Below are 20,299 nucleotides of genomic sequence, written 5' to 3'. Positions count from 1 at the left end.
AGGAGAGAGGACACACCATGGACCTTCTGATCGCGGCCGTCTTCGGACTCGCCGTCTACGGAGCCTTTCACGGCATCCGCATGTACCGAGCCGACGCCAAACTCCCCGGGGACCTGGCCGTCGCGCTGGAAGTCGGTGCCACCCGCACGACAGCGGCCGGTTCCGCGATCGACCGCCTCGGCATGCGATACGCCCCCCGGGTGCTGCGCATGATGGGCCCCAAGCGGGTCGACAAGGTGCGCCGCAAGCTCGACATGGCGGGTAACCCGGGCGGTATGACCGTCGACCGTTATGCGGCTCGCCGAGCTGTCTACGGCGGCCTCGGCGCCATCGCGGCGCTGGCCATGCTGATGAACGGGCAGCCCATCCTGGCCGTCCTGCTGGCTGTGTACGGCTTCTTCTGGACCGATGTGATCATCAGGGCGGCCATCGGGCGCCGCAAGGACGACATCGACCGGACCCTTCCGGACTTCCTCGATGTCCTCGCGGTCGTGGTCTCCGCCGGCCTCGGCTTCCGGCAGGCGCTGGAGAGGGTCTCCGAGAAGTACTCGGGCCCGTGGGCCGACGAACTCCGCATCACACTCCGCCAGATGGATATGGGTGTGAGCCGACGTGAAGCCTTCGACCAGTTGCGCAAGCGCAACGAGTCGGAGCAGGTCTCAATGTTCGTCTCCGCTCTCCAGCAGGGCGAGGAGCTCGGTGCACCCATCGTGGACACCCTGATCCAGATCGCCAACGACATGCGCCGCACGGATGCCCAGAACGCCCGCCGCAAGGCCTCCAAGGCCGTGCCCAAGGCCACGCTCATCGTCACCAGTTTCATGCTCCCCGGAACGATGATCCTCATCGCCGTGGGCTTCTACTACGCGGCCGACGTCAACATCGGAGATGTCTTCGGAGGCTGAGCGTGCAACGCGACGAATACGGAGAGGAGGAGGTGAACCAACCATGGGACCACGAACGGAGCAGCTCGCTCTGACAGGCGGTCCGGACGCGTCCACGGTGGCAGGTACGCCCGGCCATGTGCCGGCCCTGCCGATACAGGTGAACGCGCTCCAGGCACTGTGCCGTCAGCTGTTCGGCTTCCGGCTCGCGATGACAGCGCTCGCCGCCCCGTTCGCGCTCAACGGGGTCGACGACGAGCTCGGCAGCTGGCTCGTGGGCGCCGCTGTTCTCGTCACCGTCATGGTGTCGTACGTGCTGATGCGCGACTGGGAGCGCTTCGGCCCGATCCTCCTGCGCCATCCCACACTGCTCGCCGCCGACATGCTCTTCGGTGCGCTCCTGCTCTTCGCGGCCTCTCCGGGCTCCACGCTGTCCTACGTCACGGTCTGCACGCCGCTCCTTGCCGGCCTGGTCTACGGCTGGCGCGGCGGTGCGATCTTCGCCGCACTCCAGTCGCTGCTGCTGGCTGCTGCGTACGGGGTGAGCGAGAAGGTCGAAGCGGACGCCTCGGCGCTCCTCGTGGTGGGGCTCTGCATCATGGCGGGCGCGGTCGGCAGCACCCTGCGGGGTCTGCTGCTCCGGTTCGGCGCGGCCTCCCAGGCGCTTACTGATACCCGAGCCCGCCTCGCCGTCAACGGTGCGGTGGAGGAGGAGCGGGCCCGTCTCGCCCGTGAGATGCATGATTCCGTCGCCAAGACCCTCCACGGCCTCGCACTCGCGGCGGAGGGACTGGCCAGCACGGCGGACCGCATGGACCCGCTCACGGTCAAGCACCAGGCGGAGCTCGTCGCCCGGTCCGCCCGCCGGGCCGCAGCCGAGTCCCGGGAGTTGCTTTCCGATCTCCGTAGGGAGTCCGGCCTGGACGGTGGCGTGGACGTCCTCGATGAACTGGAGGCACGCACGCGCGACTTCGCGCGCCGCCATGGCGTCAAGGCGGCCTTCCACAGACTGAGTGAGGGTCCCGTTCCGCTCATTCCGCACGCCGTGGCGAGGCACGCACTCACGATCGCGACCGAGGCGATGGAGAACGCCCAGCGGCACGCGCGCCCCAGCTATGTAGACGTCTCCGCCGGCTTGGTCCGCGACGTGGTGCGCATCAGCGTCTACGACGACGGTGAGGGCCTGCCCCCGGGCACGTCGCTCGCCGACCTCCGTAAGGCAGGCCACTTCGGCCTGGTCGGCATGGTCGAGCGGGCCGCTTCCATCGGCGCGCGCATCCGTATCGGCCGAGGCCGAGCGGCACGGGGGACCGAGGTACGCCTGGACCTCTCGCTCGCCGCGATGGATCTGGCACCTCCCGCACTCCCCAGCACCCCGGAGTACCGGCCCCCGCTCGGGCAGGTCCCCGGCCAACACGTATGAAACCGAAACTGACGCTCACAGACGAACAGTTACAACACAGTCCCCACCCTTGAGAGAGGAGGCCGCACCATGTCGGACGAGATCTCCCGCAGCTCCGGAGAGCAGTGGACACAGCACCCGCATGTCTCGCAGCACACGTCCTCGCATCCCAGCCCGCTCAGTTCCCACCACACCTCCGGTGCCTCGACCGCCGCGGCATCCGGAGAGCTTCCTGCCTTCCCCGGCCTTGCGGCCATGCCCCCACCGATGCCCCTCAGGGTCGTTGTGGCCGACGACAATCCGGTCGTACGCGCCGGGCTGACGGTTCTGCTGCAGGGCCGCGACGACATCGATGTGGTCGCGGAGGCGGGTGACGGCCGTCAGGCCTACGAAATGACGGTGCAGCACCGCCCGGATGTCGTCCTGCTGGACGTGCGTATGCCAGGGGTCGACGGCATCTCCGCGTTGCCCCACCTGGTGCGCCTCGCACCGGTCCTGATGATGACCTACAGCCGCGAGAGCGAGATTGTCCACGAGGCACTGCGGCTGGGCGCCGGTGGGTACCTCGTGCACGGCGAGTTCACTGCGGACCAGCTCGTGGCCGCTGTGCGGGACACGAAGGAGGGGCGGGCCCACTTCACGTATTCGGCGTCCAGCGCTCTGCTGGAGTCGGTGCGAGGGGGCGCCAGTCCGTCGGGGCAGGGTGGCCAGCCCTTGCCTGAAGGGCTCGGAACGGCCTTCACCGGACAGGGGTACCGACCGGCGTCCCCTCCGGGACATCAATCTGCATCCGCACACAGCGCGCGGGACCGGGCAATCCCCACATCGGGATCGAATGGCCAGGTCAGCTCAGGGCGAGCGGAGTTGGGGCAATCCCAGTTCGCTCAAAAGGCTTCGCTTGCGCAACCTTCTGTGGCACATTCAACTTCAGAGGCATCCTCGATGGCGCCTCAGGGAATGGTCGACGAGCTGAGCGAACGGGAGGTGGAAGTGATGGGTCTGATCGCGTCGGGCATGACCAATCAGCAGATCGCGGCCACCTGCTTCATCAGCCAGAAGACCGTCAAGAACCACATCAACCGCATCTTCGCCAAGTTGAACGCCAGCAGCCGGGGCGAGGCCATCGCCTACTGGCACCGTGCGTCGTCCGGGGGGTCGACGAATCGTGGCTGAGCGCGCCGTGGGCCCGAAGGCCCAACTGAACCAATGGGCCCGGAGTTGGGCCCGCAGGCCCATGTGGGCGGGTGTTGTCCCGACGTACGTTTCTCATGTCGAAAGCGAGACCGGCCAGGAGGAAGCCGGAAGCGCGGACGACACGAAGACTTACGTAGCAGTGTCGGCCGACTCACGGTCGGCCGAACTTGGAGGGGAACACCATGTCGAACATCACCCTGAAGGCCGCCACCACCACGCAGACCTACGTCAACGGCTGGAAGAACACGGCCGTCGAGGCGATGAAGCGTCGCAGCGACAAGGGTCAGGGCGCCATCGAGTACGTGGGCATCACCATCCTGGTTGTGGCGATCGTCGTTGCGCTGCTCAACACCAACATGGGTGCGACGATCGGCAACAAGTTCACCACCAAGATCAACGAGGTTCTCAACAAGTGAGTCCGCGGACTCACAGCGAGTCAGGGCAGGCCGCACCGCTGTACATCACAGCGGTGGCGGGCCTGCTCTTTCTCGCGTTGATCTTCTTTGCGTTCGGTGAAGCGGATGTCAAACGCAACGGTGCCCAGACCGCGGCGGATGCCTCTGCGTTGGCGGCAGCCCAGCAGTCCCGCAGTCTGGAAGCGCTGGACCTGCGAGCCCACATATTGGACAGGGCCTACCTCGCCCTCCTGTTCAACAGCCCTTTCCCCGGTACCCACAACGGTTGTGGGAAGGCGTCGAGGTTCGCTGCGCAGAACGACGCCACCAGCGTCGAGTGCCGCATGCTCTTCGATGGCCGCTGGGGATTCCGGGTCGGTGTCGAGTCGAACAAAGGGATGAGCGCGAACCTGGTTCCGGGTACCAAGGGGAAGCGCGCGAAGGCCACTTCAGTGGCTGTCGTCGAACCTCGCTGCAAGTTCGTCCCGAACCCGGACTTGTCGTCGCCGTCGCCCGGCGCGCTCGCCTGTGACACCAAGGTGTGGGTGATCGACCCCAAGGATCTGGCGCTTCTGCCGGAAATGACCGATCTCTTCACCGTACGCCTAGCCGAAGATTGACCGCGATCGTAAAGGACCTTGACTGATGAGTACTCCGCACGTGAGGAAGCTGCGCCGAGCAGCAACGGCCGTAATTCTTGCGGCCGGCCTCACCCTTTCCGTGGCCGCCTGCGGCGGTGATTCAGGCAAGGGTGAGAAGGAGAGTTCGTCCGCCTCTTCGTCGAAGCCGGCTGAAGACTCCGGAAAGGGTGAAGGGGAGACGGTACCCGACACCAGCAAGGTTCTGGTAACGATCAAGAGCGACTCCGGAATCGACATGGTGATCAACTCGGCGAAGCGCGACACCGGCGGCTTCCTCACCATCAGCGGACAACTCAAGAACACAGGCAGCGGTCTGTACACGACTCCGATCCAATGGAGCGGTGAGGAGCAGGCCGTCGCCGGCACCGGACGGTCGCTCGCAGCCATGACCTTGGTGGATTCAGAGGCAAAGAAGCGCTACTACGTGCTTCGCGACACGGACAACAGGCCGCTGACGACGAGCGGATTCGACCCGAGCATCGAGGCCGGAAAGAGTCTCACCTTCTTCGCACAGTTCCCGGCTCCTGCCGCGTCGACCAGTCAGGTCGACCTTCAGTTCCCGGGCTTCGCCAACGCGACGATTGAGATCTCTTGATGAGTAGCGCCATCATTAGCACCCAGGGGGTCCGGGCCCGGGTGGCGATGACCGTGCTTGCCGGGGCAATGGCCTTCGGAGTCGTTGCGGCGCCCGACGCCGCAGCAGAGGACAGCCCGTACCCGTCGGCGTCCGCAGAAGTGCCGGTAAAGGTGGATCCGAACGACACGGATCTCAAGCTGCCGGATGGTGCCACCCTTGCCGCGCCCAAGGTCCTCGACATCAAGTCCGTCATCGAGGACCTGGGCGGGGAAGAGCGTCGTGAGGACACCAACACCGACATCAAGTTCGCACTCCAGGCCGAGGTCCTCTTCGGCAAGGACAGTGCCAAGCTGAGCTCCGCGGCCAACGGGCGCATCAACGCGATCGCTGCCGAGATCAAGAAGCAGGACGCGAAGAAGGTCCGTGTCTTCGGCTTCACCGACAACCTGGGCTCCTCCGCGCACGGAGACGTTCTCTCCAAGCAGCGTGCGGAGGCCGTGCACAACGTCCTGGAGTCGTCGCTGTCGGGGTCCGGCATCACGTTCGAGATCCGGGGCTACGGCGAGCAGTACCCGATCGCTGACAACGGCACGGAAGAGGGCCGTAAGAAGAACCGCCGGGTGGAGGTCTCCTTCCTCCGCGCCGAAGGTTCGCAGAGCTGAACCGTCCGGGGAGTACCCGCACATTCCCGGGGCTCGCCGCACGGCCCAAAAGGGGCCTCACGGCAGCGGCATCCACACCGCTGCCGTGAGGCCCCGCCTTCTGTCAGTGGTGGCTGCCACCATGAGGACATGGCCAACCCGAACCTGACCGCCGGAGGCCTCTGGCGGCTGCACCACGACGGCCAGGAGATCGCCCGGCTGACGGTCACCGGCGGCGACATGCCCTGGATCCACGCCGAAGTCGAGACCCTCCCGGGATTCGAACAGTTCCGCCCGGTCTTCGCCGAGCAGGAGCGGGCTGCCGACGAGGAGGACTGGGAGCGGATCGACGCGTGCTGCACCCGGATAGGCGCTGCGCTCACCCTTACGTCTCCCGACGGCGAACGGGTCACCGAGTTCATGCTGCGCATCCATGGCGACGGCACGGCCGGCTGGCGCTGGTGAGACGGGCAGGCACGGAGGCTGACGGGCGTCAGAGCAGATGGACAGGGAGGAGCCGCCTGTTGCGACGGGCGCCGTCGCCGCGCCCAGTGCCTGTCGGCCGTCATGGTCGGCGACTGGGCGTCTGAATCCGGTGGATTGGGTCCTGGGGCCCATGCTTCGCGCGCCGTGCCGTGGTCCGATGGAGTGTGTGAACTCTCCGCGCGCAACGGCTGGTTGGGGGACGCAGCATGTCTGGCACAGGCGGATTCGCGGTTTCGGGCGGTGCCGGAGACATACCGGCTCCGGCGGGCAGGCAGTCGTTGCCGAGGCCGTTGCAGGCGGTACTGCTGCTCGTTGGGCTGCTGTTCGCCTTCACGGTCCTCGGCGGCATCGGCGTACTGACGCTGGCGTCGTCGGCCGACGCCATCGACGGAGAGCTGCTCGGGCTGCTGCTGTACGCGGCGTTGCCGGGCGCGGCAGGGCTCGCGCTGTCGCTGCATGTGCGGACGGGTGATGTCTGGATCTGGCGTGGACTCATTGCCGTCCACGTGTGGTTCGTCCTCGGGGCACTGGCGGCTCTGGGCGATGGCGGGCAGGGTGCGCCGCAGCTGGTGATTCCTGTCGTCGTCCTGCTCCTGCTGCTGCGCCGCAGTTCGCGTGACTGGTTCGGCCTGCGCATGGAGCAGCGGGCCGATCACCGGCGGTTCAGCATCGCGCGGATGATCAGGTGGCGCAGGGACGGCGGCCAGAGCGCCCTGGAGTACGTGGGGCTGGTGCTGGTCGTCGTGGCGCTCATCGGCGGTCTGATGGCGGCGGGGATCGGCGGTCAGATCGCCGGCGGCTTCCGCAGTGCGGTGTGTGAAGTGATCGGCAGTTCGTGCCCGGCGCCGGGCAGCGGTGACGTGGTGGCCGGTGAGGGCGCCGACTCCGGTGGTACGGATGCTGGCGGGTCGACCGTGGCCGGTGGTACCGATGCCGGTGGGACCGGCTCCGGCGGCACGGGCGGGGACGGATCGACCGTGGCCGGCGGTACGGATGCGGGTGGGGCCGACGCGGGCGGGGCGGACGCGGGCGGGGCGGGTGCCTCGGGTGGCGGTTCGGACTCCGGAGGCGCCGGCGCTTCCGGTGGCAGTGGCGGCACGGTCGTTCAGGTGGACGAGGGCGGCGACGACGTGGACGCCTCCGCGGGGGCGGACGGCGGTGATCCGGGAGAGGGCGACGACGAGGGCGAGAGCTGCACCTCTGGCTTCGGCGCGTTCCTCTCCTGCGCAGGGCATCAGACCGGCGGCTTCTTCACCGGTGTGTTCGCCAACGGCCTGTGGGGTGACGTCACCGGCACGATCGACACCGTCTTCCATCCCGTCAAGGCGTGGAACGGCCTGATGGACTACGGCAGCAGTCTCGGCGACAAGTGGTCCCAGGACTCGGAGGGCGCAGGCGACAAGTGGTCCGACGGCGACTACGTCGGGGCTGCCTGGGACTGGACGAAGGCATCCGGCGGTACCGGGCTGAAGGTCCTGGACGACGTCTTCATCGGTGATGAGGTACGGGATCTGTGGAAGGACGGCAACGAGGGCCAAGCGATCGGTACCGGCCTGTGGAACATCGGGTCCCTCTTCATCCCCGGATACGGCGAAGCCAAGCTCGTCGGCAAGTTGGGGAAACTGGGCAAGCTCGGGAAACTCGGCAGGCTGGGCGAGGTGGCCCAGAAGGCCGCGGACGCCTCGGCCAAGGCCAGGAAGGCAGCCAAGGACGGGGACGTCGAGGGCGCCAGGAAGGCCGCCGACGAAGCCCAGGAACACGCGGACGAGGCTGCGGACGAAGCAGGGCTCACCGGTTGCACCGTCGGACTGGGCGGACGCCTGCACGTCCCGTACGGCGGGGGCGGTGCGGGACTGGGACTGCCCGGCTCCGGCAGGGGCACCCTGGCGGCGGCGCGGGCGACCGTGCCGGTCCTGCTCCTCGCCAAGGAGTGCGACGAGGTCGACCCCGAGAAGAAGGCCGCTGCCGAAGAGGCGCAGAAGCAGGCCGACGAGGCGAAGAAGGCCGCCGACGCGGCCAAGCGCAAGAAGGAGCTCGAACGGGCGAAGAACGCCCCGAAGCCCGCCTGGTACAACGACCTGACGAATCCGCGCGCCGGCACGAAGGACAACGGCGACGGGAAGTGGAAGTCGATAAAGCCCGGTGTCTGGAACTATCCGACGGAAATGGGTGCGCGTTACCAGGAGCAGATCTCGAAGGTGGCGCGCGGGAAGGAGTACCGAGTCGAACTCGACAAACTCACGGGCAATCCGGTCGACTTCGACGGCTGGGACTCGACCCGCGGTACCTATCTGGAGGCGAAGTACGGGTACCGGGGGCCGGATTTCTACAATGCGGAGACGGGCAGGCTCACATCCGGCATAGCCGACCGGTGGGCCGATCAGGCGACCCGTCAACTGGACGCGGCTCGTGGGAAACCGGTCGAATGGCACATGTCCGATCCGGAGGTGGCCGAGGCCGCGAGGATCATGTTCGAGGACAGGGGCATCGACGTCGAGGTGATCGATACGCCCGGAGACGTCACCGGTTGACCATCGGGTTCCGGACAGGACCGGACAAGAAGAGCTGATCGCTGATCACGGTGCCGGGAAGCCGTCGCCCAGGGAGTCTGTCGTGCTGGATGTCGGTGTCAATGGGTTCTGGGGTACTCGGGCGGAGAGCCTGCGGTCGATCGCCGAGAGGTGGTTCGCGACATTCGAGGGCCTCAGGGGCCTCGACGCCACGAGCTTCCACGGTTGGCACGAGGCGGGCAACGATCTCCCGTCCGACCCCATGCTGACTCCCGCAGTGCCCGCGCTGACCGAGTACGTGGAGCGGAGGAACACCGGGCCGGACCCCGACGTGGCCGGTTACACGGCCTCCCTGTGGGCGCACAGCCCCGGGATGCCGCGAGTGGTCGTCGCCATCCACGCGGGTGGGTCCTCCCCGTACGTCACCAATTCGGTTTCGGTTTCCTTCGGCTCGCGCACAGTGGATGAGGACGCGGAAGTGATCCGGCGGGCCCCCGAGGTCCTCCACATCATCGCGGATGCGTGGGACACCGATACGGGGCAGGTGTACAACAGGTCCCAGCTCAGGGCTGTGTCGAAGCACTTCGCCCTCAAGAACTCCGATCCCCGTTGCGGCCGGGCCGTCCAACTGTCCGCCCGGCGTGCGGCGCTGGCGCCCGACGGGCTGCCGGGTACGTATACCCGTACCGCTGCGGGCGGCTTGCTCATCGACCTCACGCGCGGCGGTACGGAGGCCCCGTCCGACGAGACGATCATCGAGGCCAACACGGTGCTGCGGGCGGCCGGCGCGTTGGAACCGCTCGCCACCCCGTTCGACCGGGCGACGTTCTGACACCGGGCCCGCGGCAGGGAAGACTCCGTCCGGACCGAGGTCGTCCAGCGGCTGCTCGATGCCGAAGTGGGCGAGGGAGGGACCTGCGGCTCGCGTACGGTCAGGTGGTTGATCCCGGCGTCCGCGGAGAGTGCCTGGACCGCCTGCAGATAGGCATCCTCGACCTGGCCGTGGTCGCTGACGGTGTTGTCGGCGCCGGTGTAGTGGCCGTGTTCGTCACGGTCGGCGGGGTCGTACTTGGTGACGCGATAGACGCAGGGCAGCACGATCCCATCCTCCGGCATGGGTCGGACTTGGCTTGCCTCCATGAACCAAAACCGGTCTCTGGGCGTCGTTGCCCATGATCGGACGAGACGTGCGACGGGCGAAGGACCATGGGACATGCGATTACTCATTGATGTACTGGAGGGGGACCGGTCCGTCGTCTCCCGCGGTGCGATCGCAGTGAGAACCGCACGGCACTTGTGCCGCCGCCGTGACTCGTCTGTCCGAATGGCCCGTGAGTGACAGGGTCGCGAGCGGACCGAGGCCCCCGCTTCAGCAGGAGCCGATGTCGTACCCGGCTGGCAGAGTTCCCAGCCATGGACACCTCGGAATTCTGGACCGTCATCGAGGCCGCTCGCTCTGCCGGCGCAGACAAGCCTTTCGCCGAAGCCCTGGTCGATGAACTGGCCACCCGTACGGAGGACGACATCCTCCGCTACCAGGAACGCTTCGACGAGGCGCACGGAGCCGTGTACCGCTGGGACGTGTGGGCAGCCGCCTACCTCATCGGCGGCGGTTGCTCGGACGACAGCTTCATGGACTTCCGCGCCGGCCTGATCGGGCTGGGCCGCGAGTGGTACGCGAGGGCGGCGGCTTGCCCGGACGTTCTTGCGGAGCACCCGGCGGTGGCAGCCGCTGCGGAGGCGCACATCGACGAGATCGTGTTCAACGAGGCCGTCAACTACGCGGCCAGTTATGCGTTCGAACGCGTCGCCGGGGATGGGGCGGACTTCTACGAGGCATGGAACGAGTACAGCGCCTCACGGAATGCCGGCTCCGAAGCAGCCTCCGAAGGCATGGGCGAAGACTTCGATTTCGATGACCCCGATGAGATGCGACACCGACTCCCGCTGCTCGCCGCTCTCTACTTGGGTGACACCCCCTGACCTTGTTCACGCTTCCGGCTCTGGCTCAAGTTCTGTGGAGTCGGCAACCTTGAGCATCAGCCGCCCTGATCAGGGTGGCGTCAGCCTTCGTCGCCGAGCCCCATAGGTCGTCTCAGGCGGCTTCGAAGCGCCCGGTCCACGGTGATCATCATGGAATGGATGCCCTTCGAAATCTCGGAGCGGGGGAGCAGGGAAGTTCGTATGATCGCGGCAGGGATGGGGCTCGTAGCGCAGTGGTCGTCGCGCCTTCACCGCATGTGGGAGGACACCGGTTCGAATCCGGTCAGCCCCGTCCCCGCTCCCGCTCGGGAGCCGGTCGCGAGTCCTTTCCGCGGCGGCCCCCGTCGCAACGCAAGACGCATCCGCGCGTCCGGCGTTCCGGAGGCCAGCAGGTGGCGTTCAGCTGGAGTACACGCCCTTTCAAGATCGTGTCACCAGAGTTGCTCCTCGTGCCTACCTCACACTCGCGTGCCGGCGTCGCCTCTGCATGCGCCACGGCTTTGACGCTCTCAGGACTGCTCCTCACAGGGATGCTGGCCGCTCAGCCCGCGGCTGCCGCGGACCCGACCGGTTACCCGAACGTTCGGATCAACGAAGTCACCTCGTCGAACAACGACACGGTGGAGCTGTACAACACCGGCTCGACCGCAGTGAGCATCAGCGGCTGGAAGATGTCCGACGACAGCTTCTCGCCGCAGTCGTTCAGCCCGTCCTCCAGCACGATCCCGGCCGGCGGCTTCGTCACCTTCAACTCGCCCAAGGGGCTGGGTGATGCGGACAAGCTGGTCATCTATACGTCCGGCGGCACGGTGGTCGACCGCGTCGAGTGGGCGACCGGCAAGGCCAAGCCGGCGATGGTGCGTTGCGGCGACGGCTCCGGGACGTGGGTGACCGCCGCCTCGGCGTCCACGTTCGGCGCCCCGAACGCCTCGGGCTGCCCGTCGTCGATCCCGGCGGCGAGCCGGGCGCGGATCAACGAGGTCACCTCGAACGGCTCCGACACGGTGGAGCTGTACAACGGCGGAACGAGTGCGGTCAGCGTCGGGTCGTGGAAGTACGTCGACAGCGACACCTCCCACGCTCCGGTGTCGATCTCGTCCTCCTCGCCGAGCGCGACCAGCATCCCCGCGGGTGGCTACGTCACGTTCAACTCCACCATCGGACTGGGTGACAACGACTCGGTCTTCCTCGTCGACAGCAGCGGCAACACCATCGACTCGGTGACCTGGGCGACCGACGGTGCCAAGCCGTCGGACGAGCGCTGCGCCAACGGCACCGGCTGGTTCCGGACCGCCGCGACCGCGACGCCCGGAAGCGCGAACTCCTGCTCGGGCAGCGGCGGCGGCACGGGGGGCGGCGGCACCGGGACCGGTCAGCTGCTGGGCGGCGGCGGCTCGCTCACCAGTGGCTGCACCCCCGAGGCGCCCAGCGGTTCTGGTTCCACCCCGTCGGGCACCCTGGCGTGGCCGGGCGGGCTGGACGTCACGATCGCGGACAACGTCTGCGCGTTCACCACGTCCACCGGCCCGGAAGGCCGCGACCTGAGCGGCCTGGCGTTCGACCCGGCGAACCCGTCGGTGCTGTGGGCCGCCAAGAACAAGAACTGGCTGTACAAGCTGGTCAAGAGCAACGGCAAGTGGGTCCCGGACGCGACCTGGAGCGCGACCGGCAAGCAGATCCGCTTCGCGGGCGGCTCCGGCGAACCGGACGCCGAGGGTCTGACGGTCGGGAGCAACGGCCACATCTACGTGACCTCCGAGCGCGACAACACCAAGAACACGGCGCCCAAGGACACGATCCTGGAGTTCGACCCGGCGGCGACCGGATCGACGCTGTCGCCGGTTCACCAGTGGGACATGACCTCGCAGTTTCCACAGCTCGACACCGGCAGCAAGGATGACGCCAACCTCGGCTTCGAGGGCGTCGGGTACGTACCGGACAGCTGGCTGACTACGAACGGCTGGGCCGACCCGCTCACCGGCGCCGCCTACAACCCGGCGAACTACCCGCTGCACGGGTCGGGCCTGTTCTTCGCCGGCCTGGAGTGGGACGGCTCGCTGCACGTCTACGGCCTGAACTCCGACGGCACCTTCACCACGTTCGGCAGGATCGTGACAGGAAAGGCCTCCGTGATGGACGTGACCTTCGACGACGGCACCCAGCGTCTCGTCGCGACCTGCGACAACACCTGCGGTGAGACGCACACGTTCATGAAGGTCAACGCCTCCGGTGCGATCGTGCCGGACGTGACCTACACGAACCCGGCCGTCATGCCGGCAGACAACCTGGAGGGCTTCGCGATCGCGCCTGCCGCGACCTGTGTCAACGGCTTCCGCGAGGCGGTCTGGAGCGACGACGGCATCTACGGCTTCGGCTCCGGAAGCTCCTCGTACGGACACACCCTCTACAGCGGCACCTTCCCCTGCTGACCCTGTTGATCCTGCCGACCACGGAAGGCGGGCCCACCACGGGGCCGCCTCCCCGGTAGGGCGCCCAAGCAGTACGCAACGATGAAGCTCCTGGTAGGCGGGGACACCCGCCGACTACCAGGAGCTTCGTCGTGCCTGCCCCGGGACCGCCTCCAGCAAGTGGAATCCGGCCGCTCCATAAGGCTGTCTGGTTCCTGGGGGTGCAAGGTGAATTGGGTGAATGTACAACCAGTCCAGACCGATGCGGCAAGGTGAAGATCGGATCAGGTACTGCGAAGCTTCCTACCAAGGAGATCGGTTGGCGATATTGGACAACAAGTTCATGACGCGGCCACCGCGCCGTATGCGGCGCCGCCTTGTCCTCTGTTGCGCTTCCGTGTTGTCCGTTGCTCTCGCCGCAGGGTGCACCAGCGACACCAGCGGGGCAACCGGGCCGGGCGCGTCGAAGAGCAGGCCGGGACAGCAGCCGACGAACCCCTCCGACGCGCCGGCCCGCACCGAGGCGAAACTCGCTAAGCAGCTCGAGGAAGTTCTCGGCACGGAGGAGGTCAGTGACAGTGATCCCCTTTTTGTCGAGGCGGGTCTTGAACGTGTCAGCGACGGAATCCACACCGAGCCGGAACTGGTACGGGGGCGCTCCTACGAGTTGGCGGTCGCCTGCGCCGGACAAGGCGGAGTGACCCTGTCCGTAGCCCTGGACAACCCCGCCCGCCGTACCGTGCATTGCGATGGCGTCCCTATTCGGCTGCGCGTCACAGGTTCAGCGGCCAAGGTCGGGATCGATACCGAGGGGATGCCGGGGGCCACGGGAATGGTTGCCTGGCGCCTGGACAAGGCTGACGGGTAGGTCGCAGGCCCACCGGGAACCGGTCCGCCATGGCGGGCTGCCTGAGGTTGCTCCCCGCGTCGTTCCCGCTCTGCGGTGTGCGACGGGGGAGCGACCTGTGCGTCGGAATCCTCTGCGCCGGTGTCCGGGCGTGTCAGGCGATGCGGATGATGCTCCTGCCGAGGGTGGTGCCGTCGGCGAGCTGTTGGACGGCGGTGGCCAGGTCCGCCAGGTCGAACTCGGCGGTGATGTCCACGCGCACCTGGCCCTCTGCGACGAGGTCGAGTGCGCGGCGGACACTGTCGGCGAGTCGCTCGGGGTGCGTCTGGCCGAGCAGGTTGCTGTTGTAGGTCACGAGCGACTTGCCCTGCATGAGGAGGTCGTTGGCATCGGCCAGTACCGGGTCGAAGGTGCTGAGGTTTCCGTAGGCGGCCAGTCGGCCGTGTGCCGCGAGCTGGGCCAGGTTCGTGCTGCGGGTCGGGCCGCCGACCGGGTCGAGGATCACGTCGAAAAGCTCGTTGCCGAGCTTGGCCGGGAACTCCTCGCGCAGCAGGAGTTGGTGGTAGCCGAACTGCGCGGCGTAGTCGGCCCGCGCCGCGTTGCCGACGACGCCCACGATCCGCGTGGCCCCGGCCGACGCGGCGAACTGCGCGGCGAGTGTGCCGACTCCGCCGGCGGCGGCGTGGATCAGCACGCTCTCGCCGGGCCGCACGCGGGTGGCCGTATGGATCAGGTCGTAGGCGGTCGGAGTGCTCCAGCCGACACCTGCGGCCGACCGCAGCGGGATTCCGTCGGTGTCCAGCGTGAGTACGGACGGTGCGACGACCACCTCGGCGTGGGCGCCTCCCGTGACCAGGGCGGTGACGGGCCGGCCCACGCGGCTTGCGTCGACGCCCTCGCCGACCGCGGTGATGTGTCCGGACGCCTCGAAGCCGGGGACGAAGGGGCGGGGCACGGGGAAGTGGCCCGCCCGGACCATGGTGTCCCCCCACTGGACCCCGGCGTAGGCGACGCGGATGGCGACTTCGCCGGGGCCGGGGGTGGGCTCGTCGAGTTCGGTGACCCGGTACTGGTCATCGGTGTCGAGGATGACTGCCTTCACGGTTACAGCTCCTTGCGTTGACTCAGTATCCTTATATTCGAACCGTAGGTATATAAGGTTCCTTAGTCAACCCATGAATCTGTCATTGGAGTGGGAGCGCATGGTGGACACCCCGGTCGAGGAGTACCTCTGTACCCGGATCCGGCGGGCGGAGCAGGCGCTGATGGCGCACCACGAGGCGGTGCTGCGCACCCACGGGCTCGCCATGACGCAGTACGCCGCGCTGCTGGCCCTCTCCCGCGAGGGCGGCATGTCCGGTGCGCAGCTGGCCCGTTCCTGCGGGGTGACGCAGCAGAGCATGGGCAGCGTGCTGGCCAACATGGAGACCAAGGGCCTCATCCGCCGGGAGGCGTCGCCGGTGCACGCCAAGGTGCAGATCGCCACCCTGACCGATGACGGTCAGGTGCTGCTGGACCGCGCCTACCAGGAGGTGGTCATCCTCGAGCGCGCACTCACCGACTCGTTCTCGCCCGCCGACCACGCTGCGCTGTGTGAGCTCCTGGAACGCGCCACCGCCGTCCTGGCCCAGCAGACGCGCCGGGCGGGCGACCGGTCGGCCGACTGAGCGTCCGCGCCGCGGCCGCGGAGGCCTGGACCGCTCGTAGGGGCAGGCGTCCGAGAACCGCGGCTCAGCGCTTCACCGGCTCATGGCCGGGGCGCAGGCCGTTGACCATGAGGTCCAGCAGGTGATCGGCCATGTCCTCCTGCACCTGCTCGCGCATCCAGGCGGCGGCGTTCATCAGCGCATGCACGTCTGCCGCCGTGACGTCATCGCGTACCGCGCCCGCCTCGCGGGCGGCGTGCAACAGGGCCTCGGTGATCGCGGCCATCCGTCCACAGGCTTCGTGCAGCTCCGAGGCCTCGTCGTCGAGGCTCTCCATCAGGAGCGTGGCGAGCCCCCGGTACGCCGCCGCGTGGGCGGTGACGGCCCTCATCCACTTCGCGAGCGCGTCCAGTGCCGAGCCCTGTCGGGGCAGCTGATCGCCGAACTCGAAGAGTGCCGTGTGCCGTTCGCGCAGCAGGGCCGCGCACAGTGCCCGCCGGTTCGGGAAGTGCCCGTACAGGGTCCCGATCGCGACGCCGGCCTGGCGGGCGATCTTCTCCAGTGACGCCCCTGTGCCCTGCTCGCGGAACACTTCGTCCGCCGCCGCCAGGATGCGGTCGTGGTTCCGCTGCGCGTCGGCGCGCGGCCGGCGCGTTCGGGCGTCGCTCATCCATCTGCCCCTTGCCAAGTCGAGGGTGCCTCGACTTATTATTCCGAGGACCCCTCATCTTAGAGGAAGGGCTTCACATGATCTTGGTAACCGGAGCAACCGGATCCATCGGCAAGCATCTGGTCCAGCAACTACAGCAACTCCAGGTGCCGTTCAAAGCCCTCGTCCGGGATGCCGGCAAGGGCCGTATGCTCGGCTGCCCGTACGTCGTCGGAGACTTCGACGACCCCGAGTCGATCGACGCGGCACTCACTGCCGTCGACCAGGTCCTTCTCAACGGTGCAGGTGCGGTCCCCACCGCGGACGGGGCGGAGCAGCCCATGGTCGCCCAGCAGAAGGCGGCCATCGACGCGGCTGTGCGTGCCGGTGTGGCGAAGATGGTCAAGATCTCGGTCTGGCGTGCTCACCAGGGCGGCAGACTCGCGGAAGGCGCGCACTGGGACATCGAGCAGCACCTGAAGGCATCGGGCATCGAGTGGGCCCTCCTCCAGCCCAGCGGCTTCATGCAGAACTTCATCACCGGAGCGGGCACCTTCAGCGACGACGGAAGCCTCATCGCCCCGGCGGTCGATGCGCCCGTCTCGTACATCGACTGCTACGACATCGCCGCGTGCGCGGCCGCCCTGCTGACCGAACCCTCGGGCTCGGGGCGGAGTTTCGTGCTGACCGGCCCCGAAGCGCTCACGATGGCCGAGATCGCCGGGCAGCTCTCCAGCGCGCTGGCCAAGCCTGTCGATGTGGTCGGCCTCAGCAGCGACGACATGGCGGCCAGGCTCCAGGCGCAGGGTGTACCCGCACAGTTCGCCCTCGACGTCGCCCACCTCTGGGCGGACGTCGGCACCGGCTCCCTGGCCGCGACAACGCCCGAGGTCAAGAACCTGACCGGCCGTGAACCCCGCACCTTCGCCGAGTTCCTGGCCGCCAACCGGGCCGCCTTCCGCTGAGCGCGGGCCCGGAGGCCGTGACCCGCGGTTCCGGATTGGGTCGGGAGGTGGGTCCCTGGGCCTACGCAGCGGGCCCGGGGGGCTGAATATTCTCGCCGGTGAGCCGGTTGACCGGCGCCGAAGCGAAGTGTTCACGCTGTGATGGGGTGAGGCGTTCCATGGGTGCCGGGTTCTTCCACTCGTACCACCTGGGCTGGACCCGGGTGGATGCCGGGACGCTGCTCGGCGATCTCGAAGCGGCGGGGCTCCGGCTGGCCCATCCGGTCACCGGGCGCATCGTGCTCGACAGCCAGGACCCCGCATCGCCGGTGTCCGGCGGGACCCGGTCGCCGGTCTCCAGGGAGCAGCTGCTCTCCATCGCCGGGCTGGAGCGACTGGACGGGATCGGTGTGCGGCTGTGGGTGAGCCATGACCTGGACGTCCTGATGCGTATCCGCCGGGCGGGGCCGCGGGTGGCCGTGGCCGAGTTCGGTCTCGGAGGGCTGCCCCCGGAGGAGTTGGAGAAGGCCGTACGGGCGATCAGGCTGACGGTCGGGCGGGCGTCCGTGCTGTGCATCGGCTTCGTCGTCGACCGCGAGGGTGCGACCGCGGGGACGGACTGGGACGGGGTGGTCGTCGACGGCACGGCCGGTCTCGACAGGTGGCCCGACGCCGTTGCCGTACGGGAGGGCATCGCGTCCGGGCACCCGCAGCTGGCGGCCCTGGAGTCGGTGGAGCAGTCGCCGTGGCGGGTGTACGGGAACGCGGTCCTCAGCGTGTGACGCAGCCCCGGCGAAGAAGCCTGCGAAATGGGGTTCATCGTGTGCGTATTGAGGTCGGGCCTCGGCGTGAATTGGGGAGGAAGCACTCCTGAATCGCGGGCGGTTACGGGTGCAGGGCCGCCAGGGCCGCGCGGATCTGGGTGACCACGCGGTCGGGGTGGCGGAATACCTCGACCGCGGTGAAGCGCAGCACGCGGCGGACCTCGGGGCAGGCCTGGAGCTCGTTGAACCGGCGCAGATCGATGGCGTGGGCCTCGCGGGTGCCGTGGCAGGCGTAGCCCTCGACCTCGACCACCAGGCCGTGGGACCGGAAGAAGAAGTCCGGGTGGAGGGTGCGGCCGGACGGTGTGCGCAGGGCGGCCTGTGTTTCCGGGTGCAGGCCGGCGTCGTGCAGGTGGAGGCGGGCCAGGGTCTCCGCCGGGGAGCCGGACCGGGCGTCGGTGAGGGGGAGCCAGGCGCGCGCCCGCACCGCCCCCCGCCGGTGGGTGGCCAGCTCGGCGCGGAGAGCGGCCATGTGGACGAGCGGCGGGCGCTGGACTCCTCGTACCGTACGGGTGGCGAGCGCCGAGTCTGCGGCGGCGACGGCCTCGTCGCGGGGGAGGCACCGTATGAGGTCGCCCACCGTCCGGGCGGCCGACGTGGTGGTCAGCCCCCGGCGGACCGTCCGGTCGGCCGCGTCGAGGGGCAGGCGGTGGACGCGGGTCCCCGGGCGGCGGCGGTATGCGCCGGGGCGCGGGTCGGTGAACTCGGTGGCATGGCAGGTACGCGAAGGGTCGAGGATCTCGACGAGGTGCAGGGCTGCCGCCGTGCGGTGGCTGCACACCAGGTGGGGCTGCAGGCTCTGTACGACCCAGGCGTGGGTCAGCCAGTCCACCAGCCGGCCCGGAGCTGCCCAGGCACCCGGGTGGATGGGCTGCCAGCCGGCCGCTGCCAGCCGCTGGTACAGCGGGTGCGCCGGCCAGCCCGCTTCCCGGGCCCTCGCGGTGAAGAGGACGCCGCCGGGTGCGAGGGACGCCAGTTCCCGTATCTGACGGGCCCTGCGGACGGCGCGCGGTTCCTGCGGGTCGGGCGGGCGCCATGTGCGGATCGGGCGGCTCATGGCACAACAATCCACGAAGGGGGCGCGGGCTGCGGAGGGCTGTGGATAACGGGATCCCTAACTGATCGTTTCAGAATGACTTGGCCGGACTGGCTTTGTTCACGAGAACCGGCTCTGGCTCATCTTCTGTGGAGCAGTGACGCTGCGTCCTGTCGAAAACCTGCTCACCCGACCTGGGTCCCAGTTGGCGCCCCTCCCGTCTCAGGTCCACGGCAGGCTTACTCCGCCGCGCGCCATCAGCTGCGTGCTCGTCGCGAGAGGATGGGGTGGTGATCCGCTACGACCCCGAGACACAGGCCCTGTACCGCCGCTATTGCCTCCCTGCGCGCCGCTACCTGAAGCTTGGCGGAGCGGTACTTCGCATGCCGCGCGAGGAGTACGAGCCATTCGTTCATGCCCTGGCCGCTGATGCGAGGGCTGTAACCGACGCCGAGCTCACCATCCTCTTCGAGGGCAGCTGGCGCGAGCGGCGCACCGCGGCATGGCTAGCCGCCGTCTCGCGCCGTGACCACTTCCGCGAGCGTCTGGGAGCGCTGCTGCTGGAGAGCGAGGTCTGCTTCGCGGGTGGGGCCTACTGCGTGGCGTTGGCGAGTTTCGGCACCGCGCGGGACGCCGACCTGCTCGCCGCTTACCTGGATCACTACCTGCATCGGCCCGACCTCGCCTACGACCAGCCGACAGCCATGGGCGCCCTGGCGTACACCGACTCCGTCCTGCACAGCGACCGGGCCAGCCGTTTCCTCCAGGAGGGCGGCCTGTGGCGGCAGTGGTTCCAGGACGCGCCCCACATGCACGGCGAGGACGGTATCTCCACCTACCTGGGCGGCATCCGCCTCGCTTGCACCGTCATCGACGAATGCGCCGACACCTGACCCCATCGGTCTTGTTCGCGTCGAAGACTCTGGCTCGTCGTCCTTGACGCGGCGACCCTCCGTCACGCCCACAGAAGTTGACCCAGAGCCCGAGAACCGACAGCAGATGTTCGCCACTTCGGGAGTCACTTGAGTGAGTCCCGGATTCCAATGGCTTGCGCTTCGTGGCATACGGGAAGCAATCGCCTGGGGCCTCTTCCCCCGGGCGTCGCCGGGGGAAGATAGACCCTCTTGATGCCACCGAGTTGTCGTGGACGGCTCTCGCCCCAGCTGGATCAGGCTGTGGGGCGACGGCGGGCGCGGAGCAGATGGACTCCCTTCACGGCGTGCCGACCTGGG

General features: G+C 68.2%; 20 protein-coding genes and 1 tRNA gene. 18 read left to right on the top strand and 3 right to left on the bottom strand.

Going from position 1 to position 20,299, the window contains the following annotated elements; translation table 11 throughout:
* Positions 1 to 17: 17 nt before the first annotated feature.
* The 14 genes from OG257_RS14430 to OG257_RS14365 all read left to right on the top strand — a co-directional run bounded on the left by OG257_RS14430 (position 18) and on the right by OG257_RS14365 (position 13,989).
* The gene (locus tag OG257_RS14430) at positions 18 to 905 is read left to right on the top strand and encodes a DUF5936 domain-containing protein (protein WP_329207903.1); all 888 of its coding nucleotides are present in this window, start codon (positions 18 to 20) and stop codon (positions 903 to 905) included.
* 43 nt (positions 906 to 948) lie between these two features.
* Positions 949 to 2,307: a sensor histidine kinase gene (locus OG257_RS14425; protein ID WP_329207902.1), complete on the top strand. Its 1,359-nt coding sequence runs from the start codon at positions 949 to 951 to the stop codon at positions 2,305 to 2,307.
* A gap of 69 nt (positions 2,308 to 2,376) precedes the next feature.
* The gene (locus tag OG257_RS14420; protein ID WP_329207900.1) at positions 2,377 to 3,459 is read left to right on the top strand and encodes a response regulator transcription factor; all 1,083 of its coding nucleotides are present in this window, start codon (positions 2,377 to 2,379) and stop codon (positions 3,457 to 3,459) included.
* 203 nt (positions 3,460 to 3,662) lie between these two features.
* The gene (locus OG257_RS14415; RefSeq protein WP_329207899.1) at positions 3,663 to 3,896 is read left to right on the top strand and encodes a hypothetical protein; all 234 of its coding nucleotides are present in this window, start codon (positions 3,663 to 3,665) and stop codon (positions 3,894 to 3,896) included.
* Complete coding sequence (locus OG257_RS14410; RefSeq protein ID WP_329207897.1) at positions 3,893 to 4,495, top strand: pilus assembly protein TadG-related protein; 603 nt, start codon at positions 3,893 to 3,895, stop codon at positions 4,493 to 4,495. The genes OG257_RS14415 and OG257_RS14410 overlap by 4 nt, the downstream gene beginning before the upstream one ends.
* A 25-nt stretch (positions 4,496 to 4,520) precedes the next feature.
* On the top strand, positions 4,521 to 5,111 hold the full coding sequence (locus OG257_RS14405; RefSeq protein ID WP_329207896.1) for a hypothetical protein: 591 nt from the start codon (positions 4,521 to 4,523) through the stop codon (positions 5,109 to 5,111).
* Positions 5,111 to 5,755, top strand: a complete 645-nt coding sequence (locus OG257_RS14400) for an OmpA family protein (RefSeq protein ID WP_329207894.1) — start codon at positions 5,111 to 5,113, stop codon at positions 5,753 to 5,755. Before OG257_RS14405 ends, OG257_RS14400 begins: the two co-directional genes overlap by 1 nt.
* Before the next feature lie 129 nt (positions 5,756 to 5,884).
* The gene (locus OG257_RS14395; RefSeq protein ID WP_329207892.1) at positions 5,885 to 6,199 is read left to right on the top strand and encodes a hypothetical protein; all 315 of its coding nucleotides are present in this window, start codon (positions 5,885 to 5,887) and stop codon (positions 6,197 to 6,199) included.
* A 227-nt stretch (positions 6,200 to 6,426) separates the two neighbouring features.
* On the top strand, positions 6,427 to 8,751 hold the full coding sequence (locus OG257_RS14390; protein ID WP_329207890.1) for a Tox-REase-5 domain-containing protein: 2,325 nt from the start codon (positions 6,427 to 6,429) through the stop codon (positions 8,749 to 8,751).
* A gap of 82 nt (positions 8,752 to 8,833) precedes the next feature.
* Positions 8,834 to 9,562, top strand: coding sequence for an Imm52 family immunity protein (locus tag OG257_RS14385; RefSeq protein WP_329207889.1), 729 nt, complete (start codon positions 8,834 to 8,836; stop codon positions 9,560 to 9,562).
* Positions 9,563 to 10,143: 581 nt separating this feature from the next.
* Positions 10,144 to 10,713, top strand: a complete 570-nt coding sequence (locus OG257_RS14380) for a DUF4240 domain-containing protein (RefSeq protein WP_329207887.1) — start codon at positions 10,144 to 10,146, stop codon at positions 10,711 to 10,713.
* Positions 10,714 to 10,931: 218 nt separating this feature from the next.
* Positions 10,932 to 11,005, top strand: a tRNA-Ala gene (locus OG257_RS14375).
* A 208-nt stretch (positions 11,006 to 11,213) separates the two neighbouring features.
* Positions 11,214 to 13,142, top strand: coding sequence for a lamin tail domain-containing protein (locus OG257_RS14370; RefSeq protein WP_329207886.1), 1,929 nt, complete (start codon positions 11,214 to 11,216; stop codon positions 13,140 to 13,142).
* Positions 13,143 to 13,362: 220 nt separating this feature from the next.
* Positions 13,363 to 13,989, top strand: a complete 627-nt coding sequence (locus tag OG257_RS14365; RefSeq protein ID WP_329207884.1) for a hypothetical protein — start codon at positions 13,363 to 13,365, stop codon at positions 13,987 to 13,989.
* Positions 13,990 to 14,122: 133 nt separating this feature from the next.
* On the opposite strand, the gene OG257_RS14360 is transcribed toward OG257_RS14365, so the two are convergent.
* Positions 14,123 to 15,070, bottom strand: coding sequence for a quinone oxidoreductase family protein (locus OG257_RS14360; RefSeq protein ID WP_329207883.1), 948 nt, complete (start codon positions 15,068 to 15,070; stop codon positions 14,123 to 14,125).
* A 73-nt stretch (positions 15,071 to 15,143) separates the two neighbouring features.
* On the opposite strand from OG257_RS14360, the gene OG257_RS14355 reads away from it, so the two are divergent.
* The gene (locus OG257_RS14355; protein WP_329207882.1) at positions 15,144 to 15,635 is read left to right on the top strand and encodes a MarR family winged helix-turn-helix transcriptional regulator; all 492 of its coding nucleotides are present in this window, start codon (positions 15,144 to 15,146) and stop codon (positions 15,633 to 15,635) included.
* Positions 15,636 to 15,699: 64 nt separating this feature from the next.
* On the opposite strand, the gene OG257_RS14350 is transcribed toward OG257_RS14355, so the two are convergent.
* A complete protein-coding gene (locus OG257_RS14350; protein WP_329207880.1) occupies positions 15,700 to 16,284 on the bottom strand; it encodes a TetR/AcrR family transcriptional regulator in 585 nt (194 codons plus the stop codon).
* Between the two features lie 77 nt (positions 16,285 to 16,361).
* Between OG257_RS14350 and OG257_RS14345 the strand changes: the two genes are divergently transcribed.
* Together OG257_RS14345 and OG257_RS14340 are read left to right on the top strand one after the other, a co-directional pair.
* Positions 16,362 to 17,228, top strand: a complete 867-nt coding sequence (locus OG257_RS14345) for an NmrA family NAD(P)-binding protein (protein ID WP_329207878.1) — start codon at positions 16,362 to 16,364, stop codon at positions 17,226 to 17,228.
* 158 nt (positions 17,229 to 17,386) lie between these two features.
* Complete coding sequence (locus OG257_RS14340) at positions 17,387 to 17,989, top strand: hypothetical protein (protein WP_329215086.1); 603 nt, start codon at positions 17,387 to 17,389, stop codon at positions 17,987 to 17,989.
* A 103-nt stretch (positions 17,990 to 18,092) separates the two neighbouring features.
* Here the strand turns inward: OG257_RS14340 and OG257_RS14335 are convergent, their stop codons facing one another.
* A complete protein-coding gene (locus OG257_RS14335) occupies positions 18,093 to 19,088 on the bottom strand; it encodes an endonuclease domain-containing protein (protein ID WP_329207876.1) in 996 nt (331 codons plus the stop codon).
* Between the two features lie 269 nt (positions 19,089 to 19,357).
* Between OG257_RS14335 and OG257_RS14330 the strand changes: the two genes are divergently transcribed.
* Positions 19,358 to 19,960, top strand: a complete 603-nt coding sequence (locus OG257_RS14330; protein ID WP_329207875.1) for a DUF6000 family protein — start codon at positions 19,358 to 19,360, stop codon at positions 19,958 to 19,960.
* The last annotated feature ends 339 nt before the right edge of the window (positions 19,961 to 20,299 follow it).

The organism is Streptomyces sp. NBC_00683, from assembly GCF_036226745.1.
GTDB lineage: Bacteria > Actinomycetota > Actinomycetes > Streptomycetales > Streptomycetaceae > Streptomyces.
Note: the sequence above shows the minus strand (reverse complement) of the source record. Positions and strands in the feature narration are given on the sequence as shown.

Excerpts from the sequence above, each read along its gene's own strand:
- OG257_RS14395 (WP_329207892.1), top strand. The coding sequence starts at position 5,885 with ATGGCCAACCCGAACCTGACCGCCGGAGGCCTCTGGCGGCTGCACCAC.
- OG257_RS14425 (WP_329207902.1), top strand. The coding sequence starts at position 949 with ATGGGACCACGAACGGAGCAGCTCGCTCTGACAGGCGGTCCGGACGCG.
- OG257_RS14335 (WP_329207876.1), bottom strand. The coding sequence starts at position 19,088 with ATGAGCCGCCCGATCCGCACATGGCGCCCGCCCGACCCGCAGGAACCG.
- OG257_RS14345 (WP_329207878.1), top strand. The coding sequence starts at position 16,362 with ATGATCTTGGTAACCGGAGCAACCGGATCCATCGGCAAGCATCTGGTC.
- OG257_RS14430 (WP_329207903.1), top strand. The coding sequence starts at position 18 with ATGGACCTTCTGATCGCGGCCGTCTTCGGACTCGCCGTCTACGGAGCC.
- OG257_RS14415 (WP_329207899.1), top strand. The coding sequence starts at position 3,663 with ATGTCGAACATCACCCTGAAGGCCGCCACCACCACGCAGACCTACGTC.
- OG257_RS14400 (WP_329207894.1), top strand. The coding sequence starts at position 5,111 with ATGAGTAGCGCCATCATTAGCACCCAGGGGGTCCGGGCCCGGGTGGCG.
- OG257_RS14390 (WP_329207890.1), top strand. The coding sequence starts at position 6,427 with ATGTCTGGCACAGGCGGATTCGCGGTTTCGGGCGGTGCCGGAGACATA.
- OG257_RS14380 (WP_329207887.1), top strand. The coding sequence starts at position 10,144 with ATGGACACCTCGGAATTCTGGACCGTCATCGAGGCCGCTCGCTCTGCC.
- OG257_RS14420 (WP_329207900.1), top strand. The coding sequence starts at position 2,377 with ATGTCGGACGAGATCTCCCGCAGCTCCGGAGAGCAGTGGACACAGCAC.
- OG257_RS14355 (WP_329207882.1), top strand. The coding sequence starts at position 15,144 with ATGAATCTGTCATTGGAGTGGGAGCGCATGGTGGACACCCCGGTCGAG.
- OG257_RS14405 (WP_329207896.1), top strand. The coding sequence starts at position 4,521 with ATGAGTACTCCGCACGTGAGGAAGCTGCGCCGAGCAGCAACGGCCGTA.
- OG257_RS14340 (WP_329215086.1), top strand. The coding sequence starts at position 17,387 with ATGGGTGCCGGGTTCTTCCACTCGTACCACCTGGGCTGGACCCGGGTG.
- OG257_RS14350 (WP_329207880.1), bottom strand. The coding sequence starts at position 16,284 with ATGAGCGACGCCCGAACGCGCCGGCCGCGCGCCGACGCGCAGCGGAAC.
- OG257_RS14365 (WP_329207884.1), top strand. The coding sequence starts at position 13,363 with ATGTACAACCAGTCCAGACCGATGCGGCAAGGTGAAGATCGGATCAGG.